Here is an 18,123-nt window from a genome sequence, read left to right on the forward strand (position 1 = left end):
TTTGCACCAGAATGAAGCCTCCCTTTCATCAGGACAGGTCGCCATGCCCCCAATCGGACGCCGCTCAGTGCTCAAACTCGTCGGTGGCACGGTCGCCGGCGCCTCCCTGCCCCTGTCCGCGCTGGGCATCCCGCGCGCGCAGGGAACGGAGAGCGACGCGCCACGCGCCTCCATCGGCGACGGGGCGCTCGACCTGCAGTTCGATGCCGTCCTGCGCACCCGGCTGCTCGTCCGCGGACTGGACCTCACCGGCTACGAGGCCAGCGAGGTGTTGCTGCTCGGGGATGGCACCGGCGAACCGCGCGTCCTCGGTGAGTTCCGCTTCCGCGGGCAGCACAGCGAGCGCCTGCGCGGCGATCGCCACGGGCCCGGCAAGCGCCTGCGGGTGACCGGGCTCGCCGACAACGGCATCGAGAAGCAGGTCGAGGTGACCCTGCTGGAGCACTACCCGGGCCTGGCCCTGCTGCGCGTCACTTATCGCAACGCTGGCCCTGCCCCGATCGAGGTGGCGGGCTGGCGCAACGGCGCGCATGCCCTGGCCGAACGGCCGGGCGGATTCTGGAGTTTCTCCGGCGCCACCCACGCGGACCGGCGGGACTGGGTGCAGCCGCTCGTGGACGGCTTCGAGCAGCGCAACACGCTGGCGATGGATGCCTCCGACTACGGCGGCGGCACACCGGTGGCCAACATCTGGCGACGCGACGTCGGCCTGGCCGTCGGGCATGTCGAGACCGTGCCGCGCCTGCTCGACCTGCCGGTGCGCAAGCTCGGGAGCGGCGCCAGCATCGCGGTGGAATCGAACCAGCCGCTCAGCCTCGCCCCCGGCCAGGCGTTGACCACCGACCACTGCTTCGTGTGCGTGCACCAAGGCGACTTCTTCGCGCCGCTGGACCATTACCGGCGCTACATGCGCGAACTGGGCATCGCCGGCCCGCGCCCGCCGCAGTCGGCGTTCGCCCCGATCTGGTGCGCATGGGGTTACGACCGCGACTTCACCACCGAGCAGATCGTGGCGACCCTGCCCAAGGCGCGCGAGCTGGGCTTCGAATGGGCGGTGCTCGACGACGGCTGGCAAACCAACGAAGGCGACTGGAAGCTCGACCCGCGCAAGTTCCCGCGCGGCGACGAGGACATGCGTGCGTTCGTGCGCGCGGTGAAGGCGCAGGGCCTGCGCCCGCGGCTGTGGCTGGCCCCGCTGGCCTGCGATCCCGGCAGCGACGTGCTGCACGACCATCCGGACATGCTGTTGCTGGACCAGGAAGGTTCGGTGCAGAAGGTCAGCTGGTGGAATGCCTTCACCCAGTGCCCGGCCTATCAGCCGACCATCGATTTCTACGTGGAGCTGGTGCGCAAGGCGATCGCCGACTGGGGCTTCGAGGGAATCAAGCTGGACGGCCAGCACCTCAACGCGGTCGCGCCCTGCTACAACCCCCTGCACCGCCATGCCCATCCCACCGACTCGTTCGAACGGCTGGCCGATTTCTGGAACGCGATCTACCGTGCCGCGCACCAGGCCAACCCCGAGGCGGTGGTCGAACTCTGCCCGTGCGGCACCGCGTTCGCCTTCCACAACCTGCCGTCCACCGACCAGTACCCGGCCTCCGACCCGCTCTCGTCCTGGCAGGTGCGCCACAAGGGCAAGTCGGTGAAGGCGCTGTTCGGCGACACCAGCAGCTACGCCGGCGACCACGTCGAACTCAGCGACGGCGGCGACGACTTCGCCTCGAGCGTCGGCATCGGCGCGGTGATCTCGACCAAGTTCACTTGGCCGCGCGATACCGACCGGCCGACCCAGCCCTTGCCTCCCGGCGGCTTCGTTCTCACCCCGGAGAAGGAGGCGCTGTGGCGGAAATGGGTGGACATCTACAAGACCCACATGCTGCCCAAGGGCGAATACCGGGGCGAGCTGTACGACATCGGCTTCGACAAGCCCGAGGCGCACGCGATCGCCAAGGACGGCGCGATGTACTACGCCTTCTACGCCGACACGTGGGAGGGGCCGCTGCACCTGCGCGGGCTGGGCAAGGGACGCTACGCGGTGCGCGACCTCTTCAACGGCACCGAGCTCGGCCAGGTCGATGCGGCTTCCGGCACCGGCACCGTCCAGGCGTCGTTCAAGCGTTTCCTGCTGCTGCAGGCCATACCGGCCGGGGCGCGCGCATGAGCGCGGCCGCGGCAATGGGCGGCGCGCGCCGGGCCTGGGTGTTGTACGCACTGGCGGTGGTCGCGCTGTGGGGGGTATGGGGGTCGTTGTCCGGGCTGTCGGCCGAGCACGGTTTCCCTGACACCCTGGTCTACTGCGTGTGGGCCGTGACGATGATCCCGCCGGCGCTGTTCGTGCTGTGGCGGGGCGGCTGGCGCCTGGACCGGCATCCGCGCGCGATGGCCTACGGGCTGCTGATCGGCCTGCTGGGCGCGGGAGGACAGCTGCTGCTGTTCCGCGCGCTCACGCTGGGCCCGGCCTACTTCATCTTCCCGATCATCTCCCTGTCGCCGGTGATCACCATCGCGCTGTCTTTCCTGCTGCTGCGCGAACGCACCGGCAGGCTGGGCGCCCTCGGCATCGTGTGCGCGCTGCTCGCCCTGCCCCTGCTCGACCTGTCGTTCGGCCGGGCCGATGCGCACGGCATGGGCTGGTTCGCCCTGTCGCTGCTGATCATGGCGGCGTGGGGCCTGCAGGCCTACTTCATGAAGCTGGCCAACCACACCGTCGGCGCCGACAGCATCTTCTTCTACATGACCCTCGGCGCGCTGCTGCTGGTGCCGGCCGCCTGGGCGATGACCGACTGGACGCAAGCGGTCAACACCGGCCTGGACGGCCCGTGGATGACGGCCGCGATCCAGATCCTCAACGCGATCGGCGCGTTGGCGCTGGTGTACGCCTTCCGCCATGGCCAGGCGATCGTGGTCGCCCCGCTGACCAACGCCGGCGCGCCGCTGGTGACCGCGCTGTTGTCGCTGCTGTTCGCCGGCGTGGTCCCCGGCCCGCTGAAGATCGCCGGCCTGGCGCTGGCCCTGGTCGCCTCGCTGCTGCTGGTGCTCGAACCGGAGCGCCCGGCCGCGCGCCCATCCTCCCCCTGACCCGGAAATCCCCGATGCACGCACTCCTGCAACTCGTCGCGCGCCACAAGCAGGGCCAGCCCTGCGGCGTCACCTCGATCTGCTCGGCCCATCCCCTCGTGATCGAAGCCGCGCTGCGCCGCGCGCTGGCCCGCGACCAGCCGCTGGTGCTGTTCGAAGCCACCTGCAACCAGGTCAACCAGGATGGCGGCTACACCGGCATGACCCCGGCCGATTTCGCCGGCTTCGTGCACGGCATCGCCGCCAGGGTCGGCTTCGATCCGGCGCGCATCGCGCTCGGCGGCGACCATCTCGGCCCGAACCCATGGACCGCGATGGACGCCGGGGCGGCGATGACCAAGGCCGAGGCGATGGTGGCGGCCTACGTCGCCGCCGGCTTCCGCAAGATCCACCTGGATTGCTCGATGGCCTGCGCGGACGATCCGCAGCCGCTGCCGGAGGCCTGGATCGTGGATCGCGCGGTGCGCCTGTGCGCCGCCGCGGAAGCCGCCTACGCACGGGCCGGTGGCGAACCGCCGGTGTACGTGATCGGCACCGAAGTGCCGGTGCCGGGCGGCCCGACCGAGTCCATCGAAGGACTGGCCACCACCACCCCGCAGGCCGCCCTGGCGACCATCGCCGCGCACCGCGAGGCGTTCCGCGCCGCCGGCCTCGAAGCGGCCTGGCAACGGGTGATCGCCTCGGTGGTGCAGCCCGGCGTCGAGTTCGACCACCATCGTGTCGTCGATTACGTCCCGGCCAGGGCGCGCACGCTCAGCGAGGCGATCGCCGGCGTACCCGGCATGGTGTTCGAGGCGCACTCGACCGACTACCAGACCCGCGGCGCCCTGGCCGCGCTGGTGCGCGACCACTTCGCCATCCTCAAGGTCGGCCCCGGCCTGACCTTCGCGTTGCGCGAAGCGTTGTGGGCGCTGGACGCGATCGAGGCCGAATGGATCGCGCCGGAACGGCGGGCGCGGCTGCGCGAGGTGGTGCTCGAACGCATGCGCCAGGAGCCACGGCACTGGCGCAAGTACTACCACGCGGAAGGCGACGCGTTGCGCATCGACCTGCAGTACAGCCTCAGCGACCGCATCCGCTACTACTGGCCCGACCCCGCCATCGAGGCGGCGCGGGAGCGGCTGTTCGCCAACCTCCGCGCCGACCCGCCGCCGCCGCCGCTGGTCAGCCAATACCTCCCCCAAGCGTTGCATGCGCTCCGCAATGGCCCGGCCGGCGACGATGCCGTCCGGGATCCGGCCGCCTTGGCGATGGCGCACATCAACGCAGTGATCGACGACTACGACCATGCCTGCGACCCCCATGAAAACCACTGAATACCTCGGCATCCCGGAACCGGACCTGCTTGCGGCCGGAGCGGCCTCGACCGCGCGCGAGATCGAGCAGCAACCGGACATGCTCAGGCGCACCCATGCCATGGTCCAGGCGCTGCACGAACGCGTGCAGGCCTTCGTGGCGCCGGTCGCGCACGATGCGCGCGCCCGGATCGTCCTCACCGGCGCGGGGACCTCGGCCTACATCGGCCAATGCCTGGCGCCGCTGCTCGACCGCCAACTGGCGGCGCGCGTGGATGCCGTGCCCACCACCGACCTGGTCAGCAGCCCGGCGCTGTACCTGGACCCGGAGCAACCGTTGCTGCTGGTGTCCTTCGGCCGCTCCGGCAACAGCCCCGAGAGCCTGGCCGCGGTACGGATCGCCGAATCGAGGGTGCGCCAAGTACGCCACCTGGTGGTCACCTGCAATCCGGACGGCTCGCTTGGCCGCAGTGGCGCGCGCGAGGCGATGACCCTGCTGCTGCCGGAGGAGACCCACGACGCCAGCTTCGCGATGACCTCCAGCTTCAGCTGCATGATGTACGCCACGCTGCTGGCACTGGGACCGGCACGCGCGCTGGACGCGCGCATCGCGCCGCTCGCCGATGCCACCGGCCGCGTGATCGCCGAAGCGCGCCCGGCCCTGCAGGAGCTGGCGCTGGCCGGATACGATCGCGTCGCCTATCTGGGGAGCGGGCTGATGCAAGGTCTTGCGCGCGAGGCGGCGCTCAAGCTCGGCGAGCTCACCAACGGCGCCATCGCGACCTGTTTCGACACGCCGCTGGGCTTTCGCCACGGGCCCAAGACGTTCATCACCCCGCGCACCCTGGTGGCGGTGTTCGTCTCGAACGACCCGCTGACCCGGCGCTACGACCACGACCTGCTCGACGAACTGCGCAGGGACGGCTACGCCGGCCGGGTCATCGAGATCACCGCGCAACCGCGCGACGGCCTGGCGCGCGACACGGTGACGGTACCCGGCATGGCCGGCGCCGCCGACGTGGACCTGCTGTGGCCGTACGTGGCCATCGCGCAGGTCTTCGCGTTCCAGTGCTCGCTGGCGCTGGGCCTGTCGCCGGACAATCCCAACAAGCAGGGCATGGTGAACCGTGTCGTGCAGGGCGTGCGCATCCACGCCTTGGCCCCATGACGCGCCACGCCTGCTTCCTCGGCGTCGACGGCGGCGGCACCAAGACCCGGTTCGCGCTCATCGACGCGGCCGGGCGCCTGCTCGCCCAGGCCCAGCTCGGCACCGCCTACTACCCGCAGATCGGGCTGGAGGCGGTGCGCACCATGCTCGCGCAGGGCGTGGCGCAGGTGTTCGAGGACGCCGGCATGGACCCGCAGGCGCTCGGCCATGCCTTCTTCGGCTTGCCGGCGCATGGCGAGGACAGCACGGTCACGCCGCTGCTGGACCGGATGCCGGCGCAGATCCTCGGCCACGCGCGCTACACCTGCGACAACGACACGGTGTGCGGGTGGGCCGGCTCCCTGGCCTGCACCGACGGCATCAACATCGTCGCGGGCACGGGGTCGATCGGCTACGGGCAACGCCGCGGCATGGCCGCACGCGCGGGCGGCTGGGGCGAGGCGTTCTCCGACGAGGGGTCGGCGCACTGGATCGCGGTGCAGGGATTGAACGCGTACTCGCGCATGAGCGACGGGCGCCTGCCCAAGGGTCCGCTGCACGCCCTCGTCAACGACGCGCTCTCGCTCCGGCACGACCTGGACCTGTGCGCGCGGATCTACGGCGAGCACGCCAGCACGCGCAGCGAAGTGGCGCAACTGTCGATCCTGGTGACGCGCGCGGCCGAGGCCGGCGACCCGGTCGCGCACGCGATCTTCGCGCGCGCGGGGCAGGAGCTGGCGGAGATCGCCGAAGCGATCCGGCTCGCGCTGCATTTCGCCGACGACGAGGACGTGCCGCTTTCCTTCTCCGGCGGCGCGTTCAGTGCAGGCGAGCTGCTGCTGGCCCCGTTCCGCGACGCGCTGCGGGCGTTCCATCCGCGGTTCGACCTGCGCGCGCCGCGGCACGAACCCCACTACGGGGCGGCGTTGTACGCGGCGAAGCTGGCCGGCGTAGCCGTACCGGCCGGCGCGCGCGCCTGATCCCCGGCACGGCCCGCCGCCGCCGCCGCGGCGTGCGACGGGCTCGCCGACGGGACCCATGCCACGCCCCGGCAGGATCGCCTCGGCTGCCGGCAAGGCTTCCTCCTGGTCCGGATCCGCTTCCCGAAAGGCGAACCGCCGGCATCCAGGGAATGGAAACGTCGAGTAGAATGCGTCTCCATTGGCGCGCCCTCCTGGCCCGCCACGTAAGCGTTTACGTCAATCAACGCGACCCCGCCCACCGGCGTGCCGCCGGTCGCGATACGGGTCGCCGGGCGCGTGCCCGTCTCGACCCGGTCCGGCCAGGCCGCAGATGGGCCCACACGAGTCGCCCAATGAACATCCCGAATCCAAACGTATCCTCCTCCGCGCATACGGCCGTGCTGCTGCGGCTGTGCGTCGCGATCTTTCTCGGCTTCATGACCTTGTCGGTACCGCTCCCGGTGGTGCCGGTGCACGTGCGCCAGGCGCTCGGCCATGGCGATCTCGTGGTCGGCTGCATCGTCGCGGTGCAGTTCGTGGCCACGGTCTTCACCCGCAGCGTGGCCGGCCGCCTCAGCGATACCGCCGGGCCGGCGCGCGCCACGCGCCGCGGCATGCTGCTGCTGTTCGCGTCCGGCGTCGGCTACCTGCTGGCCGCGCTGGTTCCCGCTCTGCCGCTGGCCTGGCTGGTGCTTGCGCGGCTGGCCGCCGGCATCGGCGAGAGCCTGCTGGTCACCGGCACCCTGGCCTGGGGCATCGGCCACCTCGGCGCGGCGCAGTCCGGACGGGTGATGACCTGGGTCGGCACGGCGATCTTCGCCGCGCTCGCGGCCGGGTCGCCCGTCGGCGTCGCGCTGGACGCGCACGGCGGCTTCCTGGCGATAGCCGTGGCAACGTTGCTGTTGCCCGTGCTGTCGTACGCGGTCGCCGGCGGCGTCGGCGCGGTCGCGCCCGTCGGCGGCACGCGCCCGCCGTTGCGCCAGGTGCTGGCGCGGATCTGGTGGCCGGCACTGGGATTGGCGCTGCAAGGCGTGGGCTTCGCCACCATCGGGACCTTCGCGGTGCTGTACTTCAACGATCGCCAGTGGCCAGGCGCGGCCTGGCTGCTCAGCGCCTTCGGCATCGGCTTCGTGCTGGCGCGGCTGCTGGGCGGGCGCTTGCCGGACCGCTTCGGCGGTGCGCGCGTGGCGGTCGCGGCGATGGGCGTGGAAAGCCTGGGCCTGCTCACGCTCGGCCTGGCGGTCTCGCCATGGATGGGCATTGGCGGTGCGTTCCTGACCGGCCTGGGTTGCTCGCTGGTGTTCCCGGCGCTGGGCGTGGAAGTGGTCCGGCGCGTGCCCGCGCAGGTGCGTGCGACCGCGCTGGGCGGCTATGCCGCGTTCCAGGACGTGGCCTATGCCATGGCCGGACCGCTGGCCGGCTTGGTCGCCACCCATCTGGGCTATGCCGCGATCTTCGTCTGCGCGGCAGGCAGCGCCTTGCTCGGCGCCGCGGTGGCGGCGGGCCTGGCGATGCGCGCCCGCGCGCCTTGAGCGGGATCGACGGAAGCGCGATGACCGCCGATCCCCGCGGGGCGGGGACGGCGCGGAAGCTGCCGGCCCCGCCTGCGCGGGGCCGGCACCGGCTCAGTCCCGCAATGCGGCGGCGTGATGCGCCACGTGCTCGCCGATGAAGCTGGCGATGAAGTAGTAGCTGTGGTCGTAGCCGGGCTGCATCCGCAGTGTCAGCGGGTACCCGGCCGCCTGCGCCGCCTCGGCGAGCAGTCGCGGCCTGAGCTGGCTGTCGAGGAACTCGTCGGCCTCGCCCTGGTCGACCAGCAGCGGCAGCCGCTCCTGCGCGGTCTTCAGCAGCTCGGTGGCGTCCCACGCCTTCCAGGCTTCGCGGTCGTCGCCGAGATAGGCGGAGAGCGCCTTCTCGCCCCACGGCACCCGCGCCGGCGCCACGATCGGCGCGAAGGCCGACACGCTGCGATAGCGCCCGGGATTGCGCAGCGCGATGGTCAGCGCGCCATGCCCACCCATCGAATGGCCGCTGATCGCACGCGCGCCGGTCGTGGGGAACCGCGCCTCGACCAGCGCCGGCAGTTCGTTCGCCACGTAGTCGTGCATGCGGTAGTGCGCCGACCACGGCGCCTGCGTGGCATCGACGTAGAAGCCCGCGCCCTTGCCCAGGTCGTAGCCTTCGGCATCGGCCACGTCGTCGCCGCGCGGACTGGTGTCCGGCGCGACGATCGCCACGCCGTGCTCGGCCGCGTAGCGCTGCGCGCCGGCCTTGGTGATGAAGTTCTGCTCGTTGCAGGTCAGGCCCGAGAGCCAGTACAGCACCGGCACTCTCTCCCGCTCCGCCTGCGGCGGCAGGTAGATCGCGAAGTTCATCGCGCAGCCGAGCGCTTCCGACGCGTGCCGGTACACGTCCTGCCAGCCGCCGAAGCAGGCGCGGTGTTCGATGCGTTCCATCAGGGACTCCTTCGAGGCGGGCCGATGCCGGTCAATAGTGGACGACGCTGCGGATCGACTTGCCTTCGTGCATCAGCTCGAACGCGCTGTTGATCTCGTCCAGGCCCATCGTGTGGGTGACGAACGGCGCCAGCTCGATCTCGCCCTTCATCGCGTCCTCGACCATGCCCGGCAGCTGCGAGCGGCCCTTCACGCCGCCGAACGCGGTGCCCTTCCAGGTGCGCCCGGTGACCAGCTGGAACGGCCGCGTGGAGATCTCCTGGCCCGCGCCGGCCACGCCGATGATCACCGACTGGCCCCAGCCGCGGTGCGCGCATTCCAGCGCCGCGCGCATCACGTTAACGTTGCCGATGCACTCGAACGAATGGTCCACGCCCCAGCCGGTCATCTCGACGACCACCTGCTGGATCGGCTTGTCGTGGTCCCTGGGGTTGATGCAGTCGGTGGCGCCGAACTGCCTGGCCAGCTCGAACTTCGAGGGATTGGTGTCGATCGCGATGATGCGCCCGGCCTTGGCCTGGCGCGCGCCCTGGATCACCGCCAGGCCGATGCCGCCGAGGCCGAACACGGCCACGCTGTCGCCTTCCTGCACCTTGGCGGTGTTGTGCACCGCGCCGATGCCGGTGGTGACGCCGCAGCCGAGCAGGCACACGTGTTCCGGGTTGGCGTCCGGATTGATCTTCGCCAGCGAGACTTCGGCGACCACGGTGTATTCGCTGAAGGTCGAGCAGCCCATGTAGTGGTAGACCGGCTCGCCGTTGTAGGAGAAGCGCGAGGTGCCGTCCGGCATCACGCCCTTGCCCTGGGTGGCGCGCACCGCCACGCACAGGTTGGTCTTGCCGGACTTGCAGAACAGGCACTGCCCGCATTCGGCGGTGTACAGCGGGATCACGTGGTCGCCCGGCTTCACCGAGGTCACGCCCTCACCGACCTCCACCACGATGCCGGCGCCCTCGTGGCCGAGCACGACCGGGAACAGCCCTTCCGGGTCGTCGCCGGACAGGGTGAAGGCGTCGGTATGGCACACGCCGGTATGGGTGATGCGGACCAGCACCTCGCCGGCCTTCGGCGGGGCGACGTCGATCTCGACGATTTCCAGCGGCTTGCCGGGACCGAACGCGACGGCGGCACGTGACTTCATGGACGACTCTCCTGCGATGACGATTCGACGGAAGGCCGGCGCGGCGCCGGCCAGGGTTACTTGAGATAGGAGCGGACCAGGCCGAGCAATTCCTGCACGCGCTCGGCGCGTTGCGCGTCCGAGCCGGCAGGCTGGCCGAAATCCTCGCGGATGTGCGCTTCCAGCACCTCGGACATCAGCCCGTTGACCGCGCCGCGGATCGCCGCGATCTGCTGCAGCACCGGCCCGCAGTCGGCCCCGCCTTCCAGCGCGCGCTCCAGGGCATCGCACTGGCCGCGGATGCGGCGCACGCGGGTGAGCACGCGCTTCTTTTCTTCCGGCGAATGCGGCATGGCCCCTCCTTATACTGGGGGGCAGTATACAGGGCGGGCCGGAAAAGGAAAGAAAAATGCCTGGCTCCCGCGGGGAACCAGGCATCGTCCGGTCTATCTAGGCGGCGCGCGCATCGCCTGCACCGCCTGCCCTCGGATCAGGGAGTATCGCGATCGGGACGCCGGAAGCCCTTGGCCTCCATGCACGCGTGCAACTTGTCGTGGTCCAGTTGGCCGGCGGCCGGCTTGTCGTCCACAGCCGGCGCGGCGCCCGGTTCCGGCAGGCGCACGCCCTGTTCGGCCGCGCACGCCCGGAATGCCGCGGCCGCGGCAGGATCGGGCGGCGGCAGGCCGGGCCCGCCCGGGCCACGGCGCATGCCGACGTCCGGCGGCGGCCCGGGCGGATGCTCGAAGCCCTTGGCCTCGAGGCAGGCGTCCATCCTGGCGCGGTCCGGCCGCGCGCCGTCCCGCGGCGGCGGACCTTCGCCCGGCGCGGGCAACGCCATGCCCTGTTCCTGCGCGCAGGCCTGCAAGGCCTCGCGGAACGCGGGATCGAGCCGATCCGGCGGCGGCATCGGCCGCTCGGCCGAACGCGGCGGGGGACCGCCTGCATCCGGCCCGCGTCCGCACGTCGACGCGCATCCGCCCAACGCCATTCCCAAAAACACCAGCACGCCCGTGGTCATCACGGGCCTGCCTAGCCTTGCCATCTTCATCTCGGTTCTCCGTAGCCGTCCTGTGCGGGTTCGTGCCGGCGCCGTCGTGGCCCCCTTCCGCACGACGCCTGGCGCGAACGGATGATTCCGTTCGCCTTTGCCGCCGGTTTGTCATCGACGTTCGCGGCGCTCGACGCAGGTGCGAAGCACGACATGGGCGGCTTCGATCCGGCAGGCGGCGGCACGTGCCGGCACCGCATTCCGCGGTGCGCGGGTGATCCGGTCGCAGAGCCACGGCGCATCGCCGGGCGACACGCATGCAAGCGCATCGCCACGCTCGCGCGAACAAGGACAAGGCAGGCGCATGGCGGCACGATCGCCACCACGTACGTACTTCTGCATCGACGGCGCCCGTCGCGGGCGCGCGCGGAACCGGTCAGCCTTCCGCGATGCCGGCGGGCTGCGCGTCCAGGGCCTGTTCCCCATCGGCCACGTGCGACAGCACCGCATGGCAGAAGCGCGCCGAGAACGCCTGGTCGTTGAGCACGAAATGCTCTCTCGCGCGCGCCGACAACTCCGCCAGCCGCGCCTCCGGCAACGCCAGCGCGCGCTCCACCGCCGCCTCGATGCCGGCCGCATCGACGTAGTAGTAGGACGCCAACTGGCGGCGGCGCGAGGACGTCGGCGGGATCAGGATGCCCCGCTCCTCGGTGACCAGTTCGTTCATCGGCTCGGCGCCGGTGGCGAGGGTCACCGCGCCCACGCTCATCGCCTCCATCAGGTAATGGCCGAAGCCCTCGGTCTCGGAGGGGCACAGGTGGAACAGGTGCGCGTTCTGCAGGTGGCGCAGCTGCGCATCGTCCAGGTACTCGAGCCGATGATCGATGTTGGCCGCCCGCACCTGCCCGCCGGCGGTGCGCGGGTTCTGCACCACGGTCAGCAGCGGCCACTCGGGATGGCGCCGCCAGGTATCCAGCACCACCTGCGTGCCCTTGGCGGAACTGCGCCCGGCCAGGTGGAAGAACGCGCGCTGGCGCGCGACGCAGGGATCGTGGCGGTCCTCGCTGGTGAATCCGATGAAACGGGTGCGGAACCCCATCGTGCGGAAGATGCGCTCGGCATGTCGCGTCTTGCACAGCACCGCCTCGAAGCGCGACAGCAGCGGCAGCCACTTCGGCAGCAGCCATTCCGGGTTGGGCACCAGCAGGTTGCGCGCGGCCAACCGCAGGCAATGGGGATACACCCGCTCGGAGAAGACCTGTACCGGCACCTTGCCGCGCAGCATGCGTTCGCCCCACAGCCCGGCGGTGCGCAGGCGGGTCCGCATGCCGGTGCCGCCGAAGCCCACCTGCTCGACGGTCATCCCGGCCGCGCGCAGGGCCTCGCTCATCAGCGCCAGGTCGCGGGTCAATCCGACGCCGTTGTCGCGGCTGATCAGCCTGATATCGGGGGGAGACATGTGTGCGCGGCCGGGGTAGCAATGGGACGGGGCCTGCAGAATCCCATGCTTCGGCGTCACCCACTTGACTGACACATTGCAGCCCCTGGCACGAATTTGTCATGCATTGACAAGCCCGCTCCGTATGATGCCGGCTCCAGCTTCCCGCCCGGTCCCGGCCCTCCCCCGGCCGCCGGCCCCGGGGGCCCCATCACCTGCCTCCGGACGGACCATGGACATGCAATCTTCCGTACTCGTGGTCGACGACGACCCCGACCTGCGCCGCCTCATCAGCGACTTCCTGGGCGAGCACGGCTACCACGTCCAGGCCGCCGAGAGCGTGCCGGAGATGCGCCGGCTGATGGCCCAGCGCCGCCCCGACCTGATCATCCTGGACGTGATGATGCCGGGCGAGGACGGGCTCAGCGCGGCCCGCGCCCTGGCCAGCGAGCGCGGCTCGCCGGCGGTGATCATGCTCAGCGCGCTCGGCGAGGACACCGACCGGATCATCGGGCTGGAAGTCGGCGCCGACGATTACCTCAGCAAGCCCTGCAATCCGCGCGAGCTGCTGGCCCGGGTCCGCGCGCTGCTGCGGCGCAGCCAGGCCAACGCCGAGCTGGCCGAGACCCGCGGCAACGTGTACGAATTCGCCGGCTGGCGCCTGGACCTGGTGCGCCGCGACCTGCGCGACCCGACCGGCGTGTTCATCAATCTTTCCGACGGCGAGTTCGCGCTGCTGCGCACCTTCGTCGAGCACCCGCAGCGCGTACTCAGCCGCGACCAGTTGCTCGACTACTCGCGCGGCCGCGACACCGACGTCTACGACCGCGCCATCGACAGCCAGATCAGCCGCCTGCGCCGCAAGATCAACGAGCGCGTGCACACCGAGCTGATCCGCACGGTCCGCAACGAAGGCTACATGCTGCTGCCGGCCGTCAGCCGGCTATGACCAGCGCCAAGCCCCGGCGCCGGCTTTCGATCTTCGCCCGCACCTTCCTGGTGCTGGCGATCGCCCTGGTGCTGGCGCAAGGCGTCGGCGTCGGACTGATCCTGATGCGCACGCCGATCTTCGCCACGCCGGTGCATCCGCCGGAGATCCTCGCGCTGCTCAGCACCAGGATGCCGGCCGCCAACGCCGACCTGCAGGTCAGGACCCAGTCCTCGCCGCCGGAAGCGCCGGCGGGGCACCATCGCGACCACTTCATCGAACGATTGATCGCGCACTGGCTGGGCATGGACGTCAAGAGCGTGCGCTTCTATCGCGAAGGCCGGCCGCCGGCCTTCCTCTCCGTCGTGCAGGAAGACGGCGATCGCGCGCCCATGGCCCCGCCGCGGATCGATTCGCGCGGCGAGGCCGGGGACGATTTCCTGCCCCATGGCCGCCCGTTCGAAGACCCGCCGCTCTACGACATCAAGGGGATCCCGGACGAGCCCTGGCACGAGATGCCGGTTCCCGGTTTCTCGCCCAGCTCGCCGCTGCTGGCCGGCTTCACCGCCGCCGCGCAGCAGCCGGACGGCACGTGGCGCGTGGTCACCGCGCCCGGCCGCCAGTTGTCCGGTGCGTTCAAGTTCCAGGTGGCGGCGCTGTTCTGCTGCGGCCTGCTGCTGATGCTGCCGCTGGCCTGGCGGTTCTCTCGCGCGCTGTCCGCGCCGATCCGGCGCTTTTCCGAAGCGGCCGACCAGCTCGGCCGGAATCCGGACGCCCCGCCGCTGGAACGCAGCGGCCCGGCCGAACTGGTGCAGGCCGCCGATTCGTTCAACGCGATGCAGGCGCGGCTGAACCGGATGATGCACGAGCGCACCCAGATGGTCGCGGCGATCGCGCACGACCTGCGCACGCCGCTGGCGCGCCTGGCGTTCCGCATGGAAGCCGCGCCCGAGGCCCTGCGCGAGAAGACCCTCGCCGACATCGACGAGATGAAGGCGATGATCTCCGCGGCCCTGGACTTCATCAAGAACGATGCGCGGCGCGGCCAGCGTTCGCGCGTCGATTTCCAGCTGCTGGTGGAAAGCGTGGTCGACAACCTGGCCGACACGGGCGCGGACGCGCGGCTGGTACCGGGCGATTCGGTCGACGTCGAGGGCGACCCGCTGGCGCTGCGGAGGATGGTCACCAACCTGGTGGAGAACGCGCTGAAATACGGCAAGCGCGCGCGCGTGCAGGTCCACCGCAACGGCGACCAGTGCCTGCTGTGGGTGGACGACGATGGCCCGGGCATCGATCCGGCGCAGCGCGAACACCTGTTGCTGCCGTTCGTGCGCGGGGAAAGTTCGCGCAACCGCGACACCGGCGGGATCGGCTTGGGCCTGGCCGTGGCCAACAGCATCGTCCTGGCGCACGGCGGGCAGATCGACCTGGACAACCGCCCCGAGGGCGGCCTGCGGGTCACCGTGCAGCTGCCGTGCCACGAGGCTTGAAGCCCGGGACTCGGGACCGGGCAAAGCATCCTTGCCCGGACCCGGCCATCAAGCGACCTGATGCTTTTTACAGGGCTTCTTGGGTACTTTTTGTGGGAGGGACTTCAGTCCCGACGGATGGCCGGCAAACCCCGTCGGGACTGAAGTCCCTCCCACAGCGGCATTCGATCCGAAGCAGGCTTGCCGCCTTGCCGAATCCCCCAGTCCGCGGCACCGGGCAAAGCATCCTTGCCCGGACCCGACCATCAAGCGACCTGATGCTTTTTGCAGGGTTTCTTGGGAATTTTTTTGTGGGAGGGACTTCAGTCCCGACGGATGGCCGGCAAAACCCCGTCGGGACTGAAGTCCCTCCCACAGCGGCATTCGATCCGAAGCAGGCTTGCCGCCTTGCCGAATCCCCCAGTCCGCGGCACCGGGCAAAGCATCCTTGCCTGGACCCGGCCATCAAGCGACCTGATGCTTTTTGCAGGGTTTCTTGGGAATTTTTTGTGAGAGGGACTTCAGTCCCGACGGATGGCCGGCAAAACCCCGTCGGGACTGAAGTCCCTCCCACAGCGGCATTCGATCCAAAGCAGGCTTGCCGCCTTGCCGAATCCCCCAGTCCGCGGCACCGGGCAAAGCATCCTTGCCCGGACCCGGCCATCAAGCGACCTGATGCTTTTTTTACAGGGCTTCTTGGGTACTTTTTGTGGGAGGGACTTCAGTCCCGACGGATGGCCGGCAAAGCCCCGTCGGGACTGAAGCCCCTCCCACAGCGGCATTCGATCCAAAGCAGGCTTGCCGCCTTGCCGAGTCCCCTGTCACCAAGCCCCGGCCACGGCTCCTGATAAGGCCCGTCGGGCTGGAGCCCCTCCTGCGACAGCGTCCGATCCGGCGCCGGCTTTCCCGGGTCCCGGGCCCGCCCTCAATACGCGAACTCGGCGAACACCGGATCGACGCTGCCGTTCCAGCGGCCCTCGAACAACGCCAGCTTGCGTTCGGCCGGGGTCAGGCCGCTGTCGGCGATTTCCTGCAACACGTCCAGGAAGGGCGTCTCGTCCTGGCCGTCGGCGTTGCGGCGCGCGCGCCGGCGCAAGCCCTCGCGCGAGATCCGCAGCGCTTCCAGGGCCAGCTCGCGCACGGTCGCGCCGCGGAACGGCAGCTTCAGCGCGTGCCTCGGCACGCCGTCGCGCAGCGCATGGCGTTCCTCCAGCGAGAAATCCTTGACCAGGTCCCAGGCCGCATCCAGCGCCGCATCGTCGTACAGCAGGCCGACCCAGAACGCCGGCAGCGCGCACAGCCGCGCCCACGGGCCGGCATCGGCGCCGCGCATCTCCAGGTACTTCTTCAGGCGCACTTCCGGGAACGCGGTGGTCGTGTGGTCGGACCAGTCGCGCAGGGTCGGCAGCGCGCCCGGCAGCGCCGGCAGCTTGCCGGCGAGGAAATCGCGGAAGCTCTGCCCGCTGGCATCGACGTAGGTGCCGTCGCGGTAGGAGAAATACATCGGCACGTCGAGCAGGTAGTCGACGTAGCGTTCGTAGCCGAAGCCATCCTCGAACACGAAATCCAGCATGCCGGTGCGGTCGGCATCGGTGTCGGTCCAGATGTGCGAGCGGTAGCTCAGGTAGCCGTTCGGCTTGCCCTCGGCGAACGGCGAATCGGCGAACAGGGCGGTCGCGATCGGCTGCAGCGCCAGCGACACGCGGAACTTCTTCACCATGTCCGCCTCGGACGCGTAGTCGAGGTTGACCTGTACCGTGCAGGTGCGCGTCATCATGTCCAGCCCGAGCTGGCCGACCTTGGGCATGTAGGCGCGCATGATCCGGTAGCGGCCCTTCGGCATCCACGGCATGTCCGCGCGCGCCCATTTCGGCTGGAAGCCCATGCCGAGGAAGCCCAGCTGCAGTTCGCCCGCCACCTCGCTGACCTCGCGCAGGTGCTCGCCGGTTTCCTCGCAGGTCTGGTGGATGTTCTCCAGCGCCGCGCCGGACAGCTCCAGCTGGCCGGCCGGCTCCAGCGTCACCGAGGCGCCGTCGCGGGCGAGCGCGATGGTGCGCCCGGCTTCCTGCACCGGCGTCCAGCCGAAGCGCACCAGTCCGTTCAACAGGGCCTCGATCCCGCGCTCGCCGTCGAACTGCGGCGGGCGCAGGTCGTCCAGGCGGAACCCGAACTTCTCGTGCTCGGTACCGATGCGCCATTGCGACGCCGCCTTCTCGCCGGACGCGATAACCTCCACGAGTTGGCGTCGGTCTGTGACGGGCGTATCGGCGACGTGGCTTGGGCTCGACAAGGGCGGACTCGCAGGTTGAAGGTGGAACGAAGTGGGGACGGGCCGCCGCCACCGCAAGAGCCGCACTATAGCGTGAGCCCGGCGGGCGCTACGTTGCGGCAACGGCGTTACAGATTTCCGCCATTCCTCTCGCTTTCGGCGCCCCTCCGCCCTCCGATCCGCAAGGAGCCTGCATGGGATCCCAACCCCGCCCGACCTTACCGCGGCACCGCGAGCGCCATCGCGGCGACCGCGTCGGCTGGCTGCGCGCCGCGGTGCTGGGCGCCAACGATGGCATCGTCTCGGTCGCCGGCGTGGTGGTCGGCGTGGCGGCCAGCGGCAGCGACGCGCGCTCGGTGCTTGCGGCCGGCATCGCCGCCACCGTCGCCGGCGCGATGTCGATGGCGGCGGGCGAATACGTATCGGTGCAGTCGCAGGCCGACACCGAGCAGGCGGACCTGAGGATCGAGCGCCGCGAACTGCGCGAGGACCCGCACACCGAGCTGGAGGAACTGGCCGGCATCTACCGCCAGCGCGGGCTCGATCCGGCCCTGGCCCGGCAGGTCGCCGAACAGCTCACCGCCCACGACGCCCTGGCGGCGCACGCGCGCGACGAACTCGGCATCACCGACACCCTGCGCGCGCGCCCGCTGCAGGCCGCGCTGGCCTCGGCCGCCGCCTTCTGCTGCGGTGCGGCGCTGCCGGTGGCGACGGCCTTGCTGGCATCGCCCGGGGCGGTCTCCCGGACGACCACGATCGCCACTCTGGCGGGCCTGTCGATCACCGGCGCCTGGGCGGCGGCGATGGGCGGCGCCCCCGCCTGGCGCGGCGCCCTGCGCGTGACGTTCTGGGGAGCGCTGGCGATGTTCGCCGCCAGCCAGATCGGCCGCCTGTTCGACATCGCCGTGTAGGCCGCGTCATGGCGCGGCGCCTCCTGCACCGCGCGCAAGCGGGTCAGAGGGTTCCCTGC

16 protein-coding genes are annotated in these 18,123 nt (G+C 70.7%); 9 read left to right on the forward strand and 7 right to left on the reverse strand.

Annotated elements, in window-relative coordinates; translation table 11 throughout:
• Window positions 1–67 precede the first annotated feature (67 nt).
• The 6 genes from M3M27_RS16680 (at window position 68) to M3M27_RS16705 (ending at window position 8,017) form a co-directional block, all read left to right on the forward strand.
• Complete coding sequence (locus M3M27_RS16680; protein ID WP_434026330.1) at window positions 68–2,164, forward strand: glycoside hydrolase family 36 protein; 2,097 nt, start codon at window positions 68–70, stop codon at window positions 2,162–2,164.
• Window positions 2,161–3,081 (forward strand): EamA family transporter, encoded by a 921-nt coding sequence (locus M3M27_RS16685; RefSeq protein WP_434026331.1) that lies wholly within the window; start codon window positions 2,161–2,163, stop codon window positions 3,079–3,081. The genes M3M27_RS16680 and M3M27_RS16685 overlap by 4 nt, the downstream gene beginning before the upstream one ends.
• Before the next feature lie 14 nt (window positions 3,082–3,095).
• Window positions 3,096–4,397, forward strand: coding sequence for a D-tagatose-bisphosphate aldolase, class II, non-catalytic subunit (locus M3M27_RS16690; protein WP_434026332.1), 1,302 nt, complete (start codon window positions 3,096–3,098; stop codon window positions 4,395–4,397).
• Complete coding sequence (locus tag M3M27_RS16695; protein ID WP_140724013.1) at window positions 4,384–5,544, forward strand: SIS domain-containing protein; 1,161 nt, start codon at window positions 4,384–4,386, stop codon at window positions 5,542–5,544. The genes M3M27_RS16690 and M3M27_RS16695 overlap by 14 nt, the downstream gene beginning before the upstream one ends.
• Window positions 5,541–6,503: an N-acetylglucosamine kinase gene (locus tag M3M27_RS16700; protein WP_434026333.1), complete on the forward strand. Its 963-nt coding sequence runs from the start codon at window positions 5,541–5,543 to the stop codon at window positions 6,501–6,503. The genes M3M27_RS16695 and M3M27_RS16700 overlap by 4 nt, the downstream gene beginning before the upstream one ends.
• 335 nt (window positions 6,504–6,838) lie before the next feature.
• On the forward strand, window positions 6,839–8,017 hold the full coding sequence (locus M3M27_RS16705) for an arabinose transporter (RefSeq protein WP_140724019.1): 1,179 nt from the start codon (window positions 6,839–6,841) through the stop codon (window positions 8,015–8,017).
• Between the two features lie 93 nt (window positions 8,018–8,110).
• Here the strand turns inward: M3M27_RS16705 and fghA are convergent, their stop codons facing one another.
• The 6 genes from fghA to M3M27_RS16735 all read right to left on the reverse strand — a co-directional run bounded on the left by fghA (window position 8,111) and on the right by M3M27_RS16735 (window position 12,508).
• On the reverse strand, window positions 8,111–8,941 hold the full coding sequence (gene fghA, locus M3M27_RS16710) for an S-formylglutathione hydrolase (RefSeq protein WP_140724022.1): 831 nt from the start codon (window positions 8,939–8,941) through the stop codon (window positions 8,111–8,113).
• A 31-nt stretch (window positions 8,942–8,972) separates the two neighbouring features.
• A complete protein-coding gene (locus tag M3M27_RS16715; RefSeq protein WP_140724025.1) occupies window positions 8,973–10,082 on the reverse strand; it encodes an S-(hydroxymethyl)glutathione dehydrogenase/class III alcohol dehydrogenase in 1,110 nt (369 codons plus the stop codon).
• A gap of 56 nt (window positions 10,083–10,138) precedes the next feature.
• A complete protein-coding gene (gene frmR, locus M3M27_RS16720; protein ID WP_140724028.1) occupies window positions 10,139–10,414 on the reverse strand; it encodes a formaldehyde-responsive transcriptional repressor FrmR in 276 nt (91 codons plus the stop codon).
• A 137-nt stretch (window positions 10,415–10,551) separates the two neighbouring features.
• On the reverse strand, window positions 10,552–10,968 hold the full coding sequence (locus M3M27_RS16725) for a hypothetical protein (RefSeq protein ID WP_434026334.1): 417 nt from the start codon (window positions 10,966–10,968) through the stop codon (window positions 10,552–10,554).
• Window positions 10,969–11,220: 252 nt separating this feature from the next.
• A complete protein-coding gene (locus M3M27_RS16730) occupies window positions 11,221–11,451 on the reverse strand; it encodes a hypothetical protein (protein ID WP_434026335.1) in 231 nt (76 codons plus the stop codon).
• Window positions 11,452–11,485: 34 nt separating this feature from the next.
• The gene (locus tag M3M27_RS16735; RefSeq protein WP_434026336.1) at window positions 11,486–12,508 is read right to left on the reverse strand and encodes a glycosyltransferase; all 1,023 of its coding nucleotides are present in this window, start codon (window positions 12,506–12,508) and stop codon (window positions 11,486–11,488) included.
• A gap of 211 nt (window positions 12,509–12,719) precedes the next feature.
• On the opposite strand from M3M27_RS16735, the gene M3M27_RS16740 reads away from it, so the two are divergent.
• Entirely contained in the window at window positions 12,720–13,436 is a 717-nt protein-coding gene (locus M3M27_RS16740) for a response regulator (RefSeq protein ID WP_140724038.1), read from the forward strand.
• Window positions 13,433–14,905 (forward strand): ATP-binding protein, encoded by a 1,473-nt coding sequence (locus M3M27_RS16745; protein ID WP_434026337.1) that lies wholly within the window; start codon window positions 13,433–13,435, stop codon window positions 14,903–14,905. Before M3M27_RS16740 ends, M3M27_RS16745 begins: the two co-directional genes overlap by 4 nt.
• A gap of 904 nt (window positions 14,906–15,809) precedes the next feature.
• Here M3M27_RS16745 and M3M27_RS16750 read toward each other — a convergent pair.
• Window positions 15,810–17,174 (reverse strand): glutamate--cysteine ligase, encoded by a 1,365-nt coding sequence (locus tag M3M27_RS16750; RefSeq protein WP_140724044.1) that lies wholly within the window; start codon window positions 17,172–17,174, stop codon window positions 15,810–15,812.
• A gap of 173 nt (window positions 17,175–17,347) precedes the next feature.
• Between M3M27_RS16750 and M3M27_RS16755 the strand changes: the two genes are divergently transcribed.
• Window positions 17,348–18,064: a VIT1/CCC1 transporter family protein gene (locus M3M27_RS16755; protein ID WP_140724047.1), complete on the forward strand. Its 717-nt coding sequence runs from the start codon at window positions 17,348–17,350 to the stop codon at window positions 18,062–18,064.
• Window positions 18,065–18,123: the final 59 nt, after the last annotated feature.

Source organism: Xanthomonas boreopolis, from assembly GCF_046529185.1.
GTDB lineage: Bacteria > Pseudomonadota > Gammaproteobacteria > Xanthomonadales > Xanthomonadaceae > Pseudomonas_S > Pseudomonas_S boreopolis.